9 protein-coding genes are annotated in these 13,776 nt (G+C 41.4%); 7 read left to right on the top strand and 2 right to left on the bottom strand.

All coding sequences use genetic code 11. The features are described 5' to 3' along the window. Positions 1 to 123 precede the first annotated feature (123 nt). The 3 genes from ACKTT2_RS16160 (at position 124) to ACKTT2_RS16150 (ending at position 4,760) form a co-directional block, all read left to right on the top strand. A complete protein-coding gene (locus tag ACKTT2_RS16160; protein ID WP_407888630.1) occupies positions 124 to 1,572 on the top strand; it encodes a DUF2079 domain-containing protein in 1,449 nt (482 codons plus the stop codon). After that, positions 1,572 to 2,831 (top strand): putative hexosyltransferase, encoded by a 1,260-nt coding sequence (locus ACKTT2_RS16155; RefSeq protein ID WP_407888701.1) that lies wholly within the window; start codon positions 1,572 to 1,574, stop codon positions 2,829 to 2,831. The genes ACKTT2_RS16160 and ACKTT2_RS16155 overlap by 1 nt, the downstream gene beginning before the upstream one ends. Before the next feature lie 996 nt (positions 2,832 to 3,827). Further along, positions 3,828 to 4,760, top strand: a complete 933-nt coding sequence (locus ACKTT2_RS16150) for a polysaccharide deacetylase family protein (RefSeq protein ID WP_407888628.1) — start codon at positions 3,828 to 3,830, stop codon at positions 4,758 to 4,760. Positions 4,761 to 5,542: 782 nt separating this feature from the next. Here the strand turns inward: ACKTT2_RS16150 and ACKTT2_RS16145 are convergent. Then, a complete protein-coding gene (locus tag ACKTT2_RS16145; RefSeq protein ID WP_407888626.1) occupies positions 5,543 to 6,217 on the bottom strand; it encodes a (2Fe-2S) ferredoxin domain-containing protein in 675 nt (224 codons plus the stop codon). A 66-nt stretch (positions 6,218 to 6,283) separates the two neighbouring features. Continuing rightward, positions 6,284 to 6,544 (bottom strand): Asr1405/Asl0597 family protein, encoded by a 261-nt coding sequence (locus ACKTT2_RS16140; protein WP_407888624.1) that lies wholly within the window; start codon positions 6,542 to 6,544, stop codon positions 6,284 to 6,286. 542 nt (positions 6,545 to 7,086) lie between these two features. Between ACKTT2_RS16140 and dpsA the strand changes: the two genes are divergently transcribed. The 4 genes from dpsA (at position 7,087) to ACKTT2_RS16120 (ending at position 13,636) form a co-directional block, all read left to right on the top strand. Continuing rightward, positions 7,087 to 7,641, top strand: a complete 555-nt coding sequence (dpsA, locus tag ACKTT2_RS16135; protein ID WP_407888622.1) for a DNA starvation/stress protection protein DpsA — start codon at positions 7,087 to 7,089, stop codon at positions 7,639 to 7,641. 568 nt (positions 7,642 to 8,209) lie between these two features. After that, positions 8,210 to 11,611 carry a carbamoyl-phosphate synthase large subunit gene (gene carB / locus ACKTT2_RS16130; RefSeq protein WP_407888620.1) on the top strand — a complete coding sequence of 1,134 codons (3,402 nt, stop codon included), beginning with the start codon at positions 8,210 to 8,212 and terminating at the stop codon, positions 11,609 to 11,611. A gap of 501 nt (positions 11,612 to 12,112) precedes the next feature. Beyond that, positions 12,113 to 13,069, top strand: a complete 957-nt coding sequence (locus ACKTT2_RS16125; RefSeq protein WP_407888618.1) for an RNA polymerase sigma factor, RpoD/SigA family — start codon at positions 12,113 to 12,115, stop codon at positions 13,067 to 13,069. A gap of 219 nt (positions 13,070 to 13,288) precedes the next feature. Beyond that, the gene (locus ACKTT2_RS16120; protein WP_407888616.1) at positions 13,289 to 13,636 is read left to right on the top strand and encodes a DUF760 domain-containing protein; all 348 of its coding nucleotides are present in this window, start codon (positions 13,289 to 13,291) and stop codon (positions 13,634 to 13,636) included. Positions 13,637 to 13,776: the final 140 nt, after the last annotated feature.

Here is a 13,776-nt window from a genome sequence, read left to right as displayed (position 1 = left end):
TTGTTAGTTGATAGTAGTTAGTGGTTAGTTGATAGTTGTTAGTTGTCATCAACTACCAACCACTTACCACCAACCACCAACCACTAACTACCAACCACTAACTACTAACTACTAACTACTAACGTGAAAACAAAAGTGATAATTCCTAGTACAGTTATTTGGATGATTGGTGTTAGTGCCATTCTTCTCTTTGTATCTAGCAGTTTACGACATATCCTTTTTCAATCAACTGCTTTTGATTTAGGAATCTTTGACCAGGCAGTTTACTTGATTAGTCAAGGTCTAACGCCTGTTTCTTCTTTCATGGGTTATCACATTCTTGGGGATCATGCTGCTTTCATTTTCTATCCCTTAGCTTTACTCTACAAAATTTATCCTAGTGTTTACTGGTTATTTGCCGTACAGGCAATAGCTTTAGCAATTGGTGCTTTACCAACTTGGTATTTGGCGCGTCAAGCTAAATTAACAGATCGGCAATCAATTGCAATGGTGACTGTGTATTTACTGTATCCGCTTATTTACAACGTCAATCTATTTGATTTTCACCCGGAAGTTATGGCTCTCCCTATGTTCTTGGCAACAATATGGTGGGCAAAACAGGGTAAAGTTGCTTGGTTTTGTTTTGGCATTGTCTTTATTTTGGGATGCAAAGCTGTCCTATCACTTACAGTAGCAGCTATGGGCGTTTGGTTACTTTTAATTGAGAAGCGACGTTTCTGTGGTGCGTTTGCTATTAGTACTGGCATTGCTTGGTTTTTCATCAGTTCTCAAATTGTGATTCCTTTTTTTAGCGGTCGGGAAGCAGCCGCCGTTGGACGTTACAGTTATTTGGGGAACTCAGTTGTAGAAATTGCTCAAAATTTGGTGTTGAAACCAGGGGTTGTTTTAGGAAAAGTTTTCTCTTTCGAGAACTTGGGATATTTAGTTTTGCTCTTAGTCCCTGTTGCTTGGGGGTTGTCTTGGCAAAGCCTTAAACCTTTAATAGGTGCCATTCCATGTGTCGCACTCAACCTAATTGCTGACTATCAACCACAAAAAGATTTAGTCCATCAGTATTCTCTACCAGCACTTCCATTTTTATTGTTAGCTGTTATTGCCAGTCTTGCTTCAAATCGTGGATGGTTAAAGAAACCAAAATTCATTATTATATGGTCTTTAATAACATTTTTATGTTTAGCTAAATTCACCCATTTTAGTGGCAAATATTTAGAATTGGTAGATAATTTGCCAGCTACACGAGAAGCGATAAGCCAGGTACGGCTTGCGCCAAAGGCGATAGCCGGGTACGGCTTGCGCTTCGCGATCGCACGAGTTCAATCAAAGGAAAGTCTCTACACGACAGCTTCCATTTCTCCACATTTGTCGCACAGACAATTCATTCAGTTAACAAATGCTGATTCGCCACCCAAGGATTTAGCTCAATTTCAATACGTGTTGCTCAATGTTCGGCATCCAGGTTGGGCGAGCAATCAACAGTTTGCTACTAGCTTGCTTAATCAACTCAAAAGCCATTCAAAATTTCAATTAAATTACGCTCGCGATGATGTTTATTTGTTTTCTCAAAAACCATGATGAAACTTCCAAACTTCCTAAGCAAAGGATTCTTTTTTGCAATAACAATGTGGCTAACAAGTCGGCTATTTATTGCAGTAATTATGTTGTTAGTTGCTCCTTTGTTACCATCTCCACCTGGAGGTCTTGCAGCCACGTTTAGCTGGGATGTTTTCAATGCTTGGGATAGCAAACAATACAATATTGTCTCAACTCAAGGTTACACTGATTCTCAAAATGGAGAACCATCTGCAATAGTTGCTTTTTTTCCATTATTTCCTTTAATTGTTCGGGCAATAATGACTGTTGGCTTGCCTTTTGAAGTAGCTGGAACGCTGGTGAATAATTTAGCGTTTTTAGGAGCACTCATAGTCTTATATATTTGGATAAACGAACGTCATGGAGTTAATGCAGCAAGGTGGACAACTGCTGTTTTGGCATGGTTTCCCTTGTCTTTGTTTGGTACAGTTATTTACACGGAAGGCTTGTATCTTCTTCTAAGTACGGCAGCTTTAGGGGCTTTTGACAATCAAAAGTACGGCTGGACTGCTCTTTGGGGTTCTCTTGCTACAGCAACACGTCCCACCGGAATCGCTTTGTGGATATCATTTGTATTGGTTACAATACTCGATCGCAGAGGGATCGGCGCTTTTCTTGCCAGTTTATCCACTGGTTGTGGTCTACTTTTGTTCAGTTTCTACTGTCAGATAAAATACAACGATCCTTTGGCATTTCTCCACGCACAGAAAGCATGGCGTCCTTCATGGGGATTTGACTGGATACGTTGGTTAAAGATGTTTATGCAAATTCTTGTTGGTACAACCAATTGGAAGTACGGCTACATAAAAGACCCTTGGCATCCATTGTTATTTCTAATGATTACCATTATGGGTTACTTGTTGTGGCGTTTCCGCAAACAATTAGCAGCTCGCAAAGTCAGATATGGCTTTGCTTTCTTGGGACTACTTCTTTGGCTCTTAGCAGGCGATCCCTTGACTAACGTTGTGATGATTGTTGGAGGAATCTATTTACTATGGCTTTTCCGTACCGAAATTAGTACGAGCGCACTGGTTTACGGATTGTGTGCGATCGCCATGCTACTAGCTTCTGGAGGTACAATTTCTCTAAACCGTCTAGCTTACGGCGTTGTATCGCTGTCAATAGCGCTTGGTTTACTACTTAGCCATCATCCTCGGTGGGGATACGTTGTGTTATCCTCCCTTTCCATTCCACTTGCTAGCTTTGCTGTACGATTTGCCCAGGATTTATGGGTTGCATAGGAACTTAACATAGATAATGCAGAGTAGAGCACAATTTCTGTTGACTTCATAGAAATTTTAAATACTGTCTGCCATGTTTACATAAGCTTTAATTATTTGTATAGGATTTTGCACTGTTGTTAGCTCGTGAAATCCTTCAAAAACTCCACCACAAAATATGTAGAGAATACACAATTTATGAAACTTATAGTTAAGTTCAGTATTTATACTGAAAACATATATGTTTAATATAGAATATTAATGAGGTAACAGTCGTAATAAACTTGTGATTGTGAGTTTTCCATCAAGGCAACCACTTTATACTTACCTTAGTACAAGCTGAGATGAACCACCCAAGGCAGAAGACGCAAATGCTTATTATTTAAGCTTTTGTTTTCATCTATATAAGGCATAAAGTGAAATCAATTCAAGTATGCCTTGTAAAGATAGGTTAATGACATTTGCATTAACCAGGAATTTTGATTTCTAATAAGAAACATATTAAGTCAGCCCACGTCTAGCTTATTGTTAGAAAAATGAGAGTAAACTTAATATGTTCAAATTTTAACTTTTTTTTCTAGAAAGGAACAATATTCAGCAGTAGAATATACTGGGGTATATAATTTTGAACTGTGGTGTTGAGACTATAAATTGAGCAGTCTGATGTGGCTTGGCTTTTAGCCTAAAACAAGTCGCAAAGATTTTTCCGTTCTGGTTTTAATATGTCAAAAGCCCTTAGTACAATAAAATAGCAAGTTATGTCCGAACGTATAATCGATTTTATCTTTTTTATCTTTGCTGACTATTGAGTAGCAATGTGACTACTAAGTCACCCAGTTTTTGCTTGCATTGAAACCTTATATTTATTGGCTTAATATCTATCATTTATTATTGAGCCTATATTTTAGTTTTCAAGATTTTCAGAAATTTCTGGAAATATTAAATACTTAAAGAAAATGTGCTATAACATACCGTCATACTGTAACTGACGGTTCCACAAGTGAAGGAGCGCTTGAAGTGGAAAGCAATAAATCATATGTTTGGTCTCAAGGAATATTAATAGCCTTAGTTGCTTTATGCGGGAGTTTTAGTCTTGGTTTGATGATGCCTATCAACCCAAATGCTTCTAAAGCTCAAATTGAAAATCCCGTAAATTTAAAAGAAATAGCTGCCAGTACAGGTAATCAACAACGTCTTGAGAAATTCAAGACAGCAATGATAACAACTTGGCAACAAGAGGCGAGTGTGAAGGGTCTTGCTTACGCTATCCCATCTCGCTTTCAAGGCATCACTATTAAAAGTGCAAACCAAATAACAGGTGAGAAAATTATTGCTTTAACTTTTGATGATGGTCCATGGCCTGACGGTACAACAAAGATATTAGATATTCTTAAGAAAAACAATATAAAAGGGACGTTCTTTGTCGTTGGGCAGATGCTCAAGCAATACCCAGAGTTAGGTAGAAAAATAGTAGCGGACGGTCACATTATAGGCAACCACACGTGGCATCACTGGTATCATCATTTTAGTCCGCAAGCAGCAGCGTTTGAAATTGAAACGACATCAGACCTAATTTATAAAACGACAGGTGTAAAAACAACTTTATTCAGACCACCGGGCGGAATGATGCACAACGGCTTGGTGAATTATGCTAGAAACCAGAAACAGACAGTCGTTATGTGGTCGGCTGACTCTATTGATTACAGCCGTCCCGCCGTACCCAGGCTAGTGAAAAATGTTATGAGAAATTCCGAACCAGGTGGAATTGTGCTCATGCATGATGGTGGTGGAAATCGCACGAGAACCATCCAAGCATTACCGCAAATTATTAGTACTTTTAAAAAGCAAGGTTATCGTTTTGTAACAGTCCCAGAACTTCTAGAAATGGAAGATAATGGCATCAAGTTAGCAGAAGCTAAAAAGAAGAAATTTGTAGCAGGGAAACAGTGACCAGTAACCGAATCACCTCGTTCCCAGGCTGAGCCTGGGAATGCTTTCATGGAGGCTCCGCCTCCTACTCCCTTTGGGCTCTAAAATTACAGAATTTTGTAGAGTGGGCACTGCCCACCATTATCACGTTGGTGGGCATTGCCCACCCTACGCCCATAGGTAATCGAATGGTACCGAAGGGAGTAATAAGACCAATCCTCTTTTGAGCCAACAGCACCAAATAAAATTTGGTGGATTCTGGCTAGAAGTTGGATATAACTTTTCGTCCGAACTTGTTTGCACAAGATGACTACTCCCTTTGGGCTCTAAAATTACCGATCTTTGTAGGGTGGGCACTGCCCACCAAAGCGCTTTGGTGGGCAGTGCCCACCCTACTAGCGCATCTAGGCTAATTTTGTGAGTAGAAATTAATCGGTTAATTAGTCTATAATTCTTTCTCAAGAGCACCCCTGCACCCCTGCTCCCCCTGCTGTCTCAACCCACCATTTCAAGGTAGACGCGGTACTACGTGTTTGGGTAATCATAAGAGCGGGAAGGGAGTAATACAAAATAATACAAAAAATATTATTCCAATACGATAAAGGCTCATTCCTAAAGAGAATGAGCCTTTGCTTTAGTAATATTGCACGTTACCATTTGTATCAGACAATTTTGCCAACTTGCAAAGATTTTACAAAAACTACGAGTGAGTAGTTGAACACCAATGCCTGTAAATTGACTAGTATATATTCGCATTAAGAAGTAGGTAGATAACCATCCGTATCCGTTAACTTAGCGACGGGTTAAATCACCTCGTTTTCTCTGTCTTGCTGATTAGCCGCGCTTTGAGAAGAAAAATGTTTATCCATAAGTGCAGGAACTTGTGCTGCGTGAATCCGACTGTAACGAGTTTTATCTGGCATAACTAAATTTGGCCCCGCTTTGCAATTTTTCATGCAACCCGTTCCTTTAATTGTCACTTCTGATTCCAAACCACACGCACTGACAGATGCTTCTAGTGCTTGGCAAAGCTGCTTACCACCTCGTTTCATGCAATCCGATTTTTGGCACACCAATATAGTGGATTTTTTTGTCCTAACTTCTCCAGAAGAGGACATAGCGACATCAGCACGTGGAGATGTAGAAAAAGAAGAAGACAAGGAAACTGTTTCTTCCCTTGTCTCCTTGTCCTCATGTTTCCTTGCCTCAATTTGGACTGCCATGACTTGATAAGCTTTGAGCTTGACTTCGCCCGTTTTCAAATCGTGCTTTTTCTCACCCAAGACTTGAAGCCAAGTTCCCTTTTGTAACCGCCAATCAAAAGCAATGCGTAAATGTTTGGCGAGTTTAACGTAGCATTCGCCCTCAGAAGTTTCTAGCAGTAAGCCTTTAAGCTTATAGCCATCTTTAATAACGAAATCGAGAAACCGTCCCTCTAGACGGAATTCCGACACCTCTGTCATGTCACATTTCCCCATCTTTTTACCTCTCTTTAACAAAGACTTTAATTTCAGTATGGTAATTGTTACCAGTAGTTTCTGCGACTATGACTGCCGATAGCGAATTTGCCAGCACTTTTTTAAAGTCGCAACCAATTCTTGACGTGAGGCTGTAGATTGCCGCACAACACTCCAGATTTGAATAGCAGTCGTGACATTGTTAATGTCAACCGTCAATGACTGATTCGTCTCACACCAACAAGGAATATCTAACTCCCGCAAACGATAATATATCTGCCATCGGTCTATCTTATTGACCTCTATATTGTACTTTTCCTCTTGTGGTTGCGAAGTTAATGGTTTCAAGACAATCCCCCTAAATATGCAATAGTTTTGCAGTAACTACTACGCTTTTGCTCCCATTGTTTTCCGATCTGGAAAGCTAAGCTTCATTCATTAGAATAACCTAAGTGCAAACTTTTCTCAGTAATTTTTGAAAAAAAACTTGGGATTGGGGATTAGGCATTGGGTAATAAGCAGACGCTATCTCAACGATTAATATTTATTAACTATTAACCGGTCATTGGTCACTGGTCACTGGTCACTGGTTACTGGTCACTGGTCATTGGTCACTGGTCACTGGTCACTGGTCACTGGTCACTGGTCACTGGTCACTGGTCACTGGTCACCGATCGCTGGTCACTGCTTTAGCATTTATTATTGAGAATGTCAGTGCTTTAGATTACATTTTTTTGCTAAAATAAAAATACATAAGATACATTGAGCATTCTTTAAATAAAACAGTCAAAATTCTGTGATGACGATCGGGCTTGCTATTATTTTTAAAATGTTAATATGTAAAGACCAAAGCAGTTAAAAACTGCGTCTGCCATAAAGCGAGGAAAACCATGTCTGAAACGCAAACTGTGTTACGAAATTTTGGTCATGTTTATGACAATCCTGTTCTCCTGGACAAAAGTGTAACTGAGCCAGTTTGTGAAGGGTTTAATGTCCTGTTAGCCAGTTTCCAAGCACTGTACTTGCAGTACCAAAAGCATCATTTTGTAGTTGAAGGTGCAGAATTCTACTCGCTGCATGAGTTCTTCAACGAAAGCTATGGTGAAGCGCAAGAACACGTTCATGATATTGGAGAACGTTTGGATGGACTGGGTGGAGTGCCAGTTGCAACCTTTAGCAAATTAGCAGAACTGTGCTGCTTTGAACCTGAAGCGGATGGCGTATTCTCTTGCCGTCAAATGGTAGAAAATGACCTAAAGGCAGAGCAAGCAATTATCGGTGTTCTTCGCCGTCAAGCCGCACAGGCTGAGAGCTTGGGCGATCGCGCTACACGGTATTTGTACGAAAAAATCTTGTTAAAAACAGAAGAAAGAGCTTACCACCTAGCTCACTTCCTAGCTAAGGATAGCTTAACTCTAGGTTTTGTTCAACCAGCTCAAAACTAAAGTACTCATAATATAGAGCTATCTAACACAAGACTTAAAAAAGCTACAAATACTCGTCCTTAAACAAGTAGAAGAAATGGCAGAGAAGATGAAAATTTATCTCTCTGCCATTTTTTATGAAAATCTACAAAAAAACATAATATTTAATCTCAAAAAAGTTTCATTCAGCTAGTTAATAATTATTCTTATTTATAGTTTTTCACACTGTTAAGAAAAGCTTGTTAAAAAAAGCATAAATTCTTGTTGAAAATCTTCCTCAAAAAAAGTTCCTTCATATTTGAGAAAAATCTTCAGTGTAAATGCAAACAAATTGCAAAAATTAGGGAATAGGGATTGGGCATTGGGGATTAGGAATTAAGTATTAATATTTCTCCCATATCCAATGCTCCGTTCTCAATCGCCAGTCACCAGTCGCCAATCCCCAATCGCCAGTCACCAGTCCCTAATCCCCAATCGCCAGTCCCCAATCCCCCTTTGTCATAAAACCTACAAAAAGCGGCAAAATAAAAGTCTGTAAGACCCTTACAATGGTCGAGACTTATATTCTCTGTACTTGAAGGCAACAACTATGCCCCGCCGTGACGACATCAGGAAGATTCTGCTGCTAGGGTCTGGTCCCATCGTAATTGGACAAGCTAGCGAGTTTGACTACTCTGGCACCCAAGCTTGTAAAGCATTACGAGAAGAAGGTTATGAAGTGGTGTTGGTTAATTCCAATCCAGCGACGATTATGACCGATCCAGAGACAGCCGATCGCACGTACATCGAACCACTCACTCCAGAGTTAGTCGAAAAAGTCATCGCCCAAGAACGCCCCCAGGCAATTCTACCAACCATGGGAGGACAAACAGCCCTCAACCTTGCTGTGGCTTTAGCCAAAAATGGAGTGTTGGAACGGTACGGTGTTGAGTTAATCGGTGCCAAACTACCAGCTATTGAGAAAGCCGAAGACAGAAAACTGTTCAACGAGGCAATGGAAAAAATCGGGGTTAACGTATGCCCTAGCGGAACAGCTTCAACTTTAGAAGAAGCCAAAGCAGTTACCAAAAAAATTGGTACGTATCCCCTGATTATTCGTCCTGCTTTTACCCTGGGTGGTACGGGGGGCGGTATTGCCTACAACGAGGAAGAATTTGCAGAAATGGCACAAGCTGGTCTTGATGCCAGCCCGGTTTCACAAATTCTCATCGACCAGTCCCTACTTGGTTGGAAAGAATATGAATTAGAAGTCATGCGCGACTTAGCAGATAACGTTGTGATTATCTGTTCCATAGAAAACCTCGACCCCATGGGCATCCATACAGGAGATTCCATCACAGTTGCCCCAGCCCAAACCCTAACTGATAAAGAATACCAACGGCTGCGGGATATGGCAATTAAAATAATTCGCGAAATTGGGGTAGAAACGGGTGGTTCCAACATTCAATTCGCCATCAATCCCGTCAATGGGGATGTCGTTATCATTGAGATGAATCCCCGCGTTTCCCGAAGTTCGGCATTGGCATCTAAAGCAACGGGTTTCCCAATCGCCAAAATGGCAGCAAAGTTGGCAGTAGGATACACCCTAGATGAAATCAACAATGACATCACCAAAAAAACACCAGCCTCGTTTGAACCAACCATTGATTACGTAGTCACAAAAATTCCACGTTTCGCCTTTGAAAAGTTTCCCGGTTCTGAATCAGTCCTGACAACACAAATGAAGTCAGTCGGAGAAGCCATGGCAATTGGGCGAACCTTTAACGAATCTTTTCAAAAAGCCCTGCGTTCCCTAGAAACCGGGCGTGCGGGTTGGGGTTGTGACATGAAAGAAAAATTGCCCAGTGGCGAACAAATTCGCGCCCATCTGCGGACACCAAACCCCGAACGTATTTTTGCCGTGCGTCATGCCATGCTGTTAGGTATGACCATAGAGGAAATTTACGAATTGACAGGTATTGACCCCTGGTTCCTCGATAAGATGCAGGAATTGCTGGATGTAGAAAAATTCCTCAAACGGACACCGTTGCAACAGTTGACAAAAGAGCAGATGTATGCTGTTAAGCGGCAAGGTTTTAGCGATCGCCAAATTGCCTACGCCACCAAAACAACAGAAGACGACGTGCGGACATACCGCAAACAACTCGGCGTGATTCCAGTGTACAAAACAGTAGACACCTGTGCCGCCGAATTTGAAGCATTCACCCCATACCATTACTCCACCTACGAAGAAGAATCCGAAGTTCAACCAACTACCAAACCCAAAGTCATGATTTTGGGAGGAGGACCCAACCGCATCGGGCAAGGTATCGAATTTGACTATTGTTGCTGTCATGCTGCCTTTGCCCTAAAAGATGCAGGGTACGAAACAATCATAGTTAACTCCAACCCAGAAACTGTTTCTACCGATTACGATACAAGCGATCGCCTTTACTTCGAGCCACTAGCAAGAGAAGACGTACTTAACATTATTGAGACAGAAAACCCCGTTGGCGTCATCGTACAGTTTGGCGGTCAAACACCGTTAAAGTTATCAGTGCCTTTACAAAAGTATTTACAGGGATTGGGGACTAGGGACTGGGGACTAGGGACTGAGGAAAATTCCCAATCGCCAATCGCCAATCACCCTCCGGGTATCTCCTTCGGAGACGCTTCGCGAACGCAGTCCCCTACGAAAGGAAACCTTTCTACAGGGCTGTCTCACCAATCCCCAATCACCAAAATTTGGGGAACCTCACCAGATTCCATTGACATGGCTGAAGACCGAGAGAAGTTTGAGAAAATACTCAAAGACTTGGATATTGCCCAACCTCCCAATGGAACCGCTCGGAGTTATGAAGATGCTTTGATAGTTGCCAAACGAATTGGTTACCCAGTAGTTGTGCGCCCTAGCTATGTATTGGGCGGGCGAGCAATGGAAATTGTCTACTCTGATACTGAGTTAGAACGTTATATGACCTTCGCCGTACAGGTAGAGCCAGAACATCCCATTCTCATTGATAAGTTTCTGGAAAATGCCATCGAAGTCGATGTCGATGCGATCGCCGACCATACTGGGCAAGTCGTCATAGGTGGTATAATGGAACACATAGAACAAGCAGGTATTCACTCTGGAGATTCTGCTTGTACCTTGCCGAGCATTTCTTTACCCCCGTTAGTTTTAGAAAAAATTCGTGCTTGGACAACCCAATTAGCAAAGGCACTCAATGTTGTGGGATTAATGAATATCCAGTTTGCCATTGTTGGTTCTCAAACATATTCACCCCAAGTTTATATCCTTGAAGCCAATCCCCGCGCCTCCCGGACTGTTCCCTTCGTTTCCAAAGCTACGGGCGTACCGCTAGCAAAGCTAGCATCTCTAATTATGTCCGGTAAAACCTTACAAGAACTAGGATTTACCAAAGAAGTCATTCCCGATCATATTGCTGTCAAAGAAGCCGTCCTACCCTTTAACAAATTCCCCGGTACAGATGTCATCTTAGGTCCCGAAATGCGTTCCACAGGTGAAGTGATGGGTATCGATAAAGACTTCGGACTTGCCTTTGCCAAAGCAGAACTAGGCGCAGGGGAACGTTTACCCTTAAGTGGAACAGTCTTCGTCTCAATGAACGATCGCGATAAGGCCGCGATCGTTGCTGTTGTCCGAGAGTTTATCAATTTAGGCTTTTCTGTCATGGCGACGCAAGGAACTCGTAGCGTTCTTACTGAACATGGTTTAGATGTTGAATTGGTGCTGAAACTACACGAAGGGCGTCCTCACGTTTTGGATGCAATCAAAAACCACAGAATTCAATTCATTATTAACACCCCATCAGGAGAAGATGCTTACAGCGATGCTAAACTCATTCGCCGCACAGCCTTAACTTATAAAATCCCGATAGTGACTACCATTGCTGGGGCAAAAGCCACTGTCGCTGCTATCCGTTCGCTTCAAAGTACCACTTTGGACGTGAAAGTTATTCAAGAGTACAACACGGCGACTGAGAGGTAGGGACTGGGGATTGGGCATTGGGCATTGGGGAGCCAGTTTCCCTATTCCCCATTCCCCAATTGATCTTGAATTTTTTTGAAAAAACTTAGAAATTTTTCTTTGACAAGATACATTTATTAAATAAGGTTATAAATCCTACGAGGGAGGATATTGGGCTTAAATAACCTGTAAGTAAAAGAAATTTGGACTTACATCTAGCCAAGTCGTTATCATAAATGTTACAGTAGTTAATAATAAAAAATAAAAAGTGTTTACATAGCGAGCTTTTATCTAACTGTAGATACTTGTAAAAAATGGGAAATCGCTGTATTTTTTTGCAGTTAAGAACCAAAATAGGGTGACCAATAGCCGCAAAATAATCCTTGTGCGTCAGTGGCGATAAGCTGGGTACAGCTTGCGCTTCGCGAACGCAACTTGAAGAAGGCAGGAAGCAGATGGCAGAAGGCATCTATCAATTCTAGCCCCCACTATTAAACCCAATTATTAAAAAAGAGCAGCGCCATGAAGACCGCTCAGACAGCTACAGACCTAGTGCGGACTTACTTACGCGAGATTGGCAAAGTGCCACTCCTGTCGCACGAGGAAGAAATATTTTACGGAAAGCAAGTACAACGTTCAACAGCATTACATGAAATCAGGGAAGTCTTAGCTACTCAGTTAAATCGTCAACCATCTCTAGAAGAGTGGGCAAAGGCAACACAGCTAGAACCTGCTGAATTAAACGAAGCGATCGCAGATGGCGAAGTAGCGAAACGCAAGATGGTAGAAGCGAATTTGCGGCTTGTTGTGTCTGTAGCTAAAAAATATATTAAGCGAAATGTTGATTTGCTTGACTTAATACAAGAAGGTAGCATAGGAATGCAAAGGGGTGTAGAAAAATTTGACCCCACAAAAGGATATAGGTTCTCAACCTACGCTTATTGGTGGATACGTCAAGCTATCACTCGTGCGATCGCTGAAAAAGGTCGTACCATTAGATTGCCCATTCACATAACAGAAAAACTTAATAAAATCAAGAAAGCGCAGCGTCAATTATCCCAAAGATTGGGACGTGCTCCTACAGCTTCCGAATTAGCCGAAGAATTAGAACTAACGCCAAGACAAGTACGAGAGTATCTCGAAAAAGCGAGGCTACCATTATCCTTAGATTTACGATTGGGTGATAACTACGATACAGAACTAGGAGAAATGTTAGAAGATCCAGGAACTTCTCCAGAAGACTTTGTGACCCAATCATCCTTATCTAACGATTTGGAACGTCTTATGGCGGAACTGACACCACAACAAAGAGAAGTCTTATCTTTACGATTTGGTTTAAATGATGGACAAGCGTTGACACTCTCCAGAATTGGCGAACTTCTTAACATCAGCCGCGAACGAGTCCGACAAATTGAGAGAGAAGCCCTCAATAAACTCCGTAAATCCAAAGTAGGTATGAACGAATACCTAGCAAGTTAGTTACTGGTTACTGGTCACTGGTCACTGGTCAGGTGGTCACTGATTACCGAGATGAAAAACCCGATACTCATGGTACGGTTACAACGACTCCCAAACAAAAAGTTACTTGTTACATTAGATTATAGGAACATATAACGCGAAAGCATTGTCCCTAGGTAAAGGGGTAATTGTAATCTAAGTAATTTTGACCACAATTGTGGTATTCATAAGGAGGTAAAAGTGAGTAACCCATCTAACCGAGTCTCAGAATTCTTTAACGGTGAGTCAGAAACAGGCAATTTGTTATTGCAGTATGTTAAATCTCTAAGCCCAGATATAATTAGCCAGCTATCCAAACCGACTTCTCCAGAAGTTTTTCAAGCTATGGAGCGTAATATTGTGGGATTATTAGGGAACTTGCCTTCAGAGCACTTTGGAGTTACGATCGCGACTAACCGCGAACATCTAGGTCGCTTACTTGCCTCCGCCATGATTAGTGGTTATTTTTTACGTAACGCCGAACAGAGAATGAACTTTGAAATGGTTCTGCAAAGCACTGAAAGTAACGGGGAATTAAGTGACAAGTAATCTTAAAAGTTGACCAGTGAGAATTATTCAGATAGAAGAATGCTTGGGCAACACCAAAAATATAGAGTTATCTCCTAGTCCATGATTGACTGAACATTACTTGACAAAATTGAACATCATCTATTAGCATTGTCATAAAG

Source organism: Scytonema hankhaensis NUACC26 (assembly GCF_045865695.1).
Classification (GTDB): Bacteria; Cyanobacteriota; Cyanobacteriia; order Cyanobacteriales; family Nostocaceae; genus Scytonema.
This window is presented reverse-complemented; position numbering and strand designations above follow the sequence as displayed.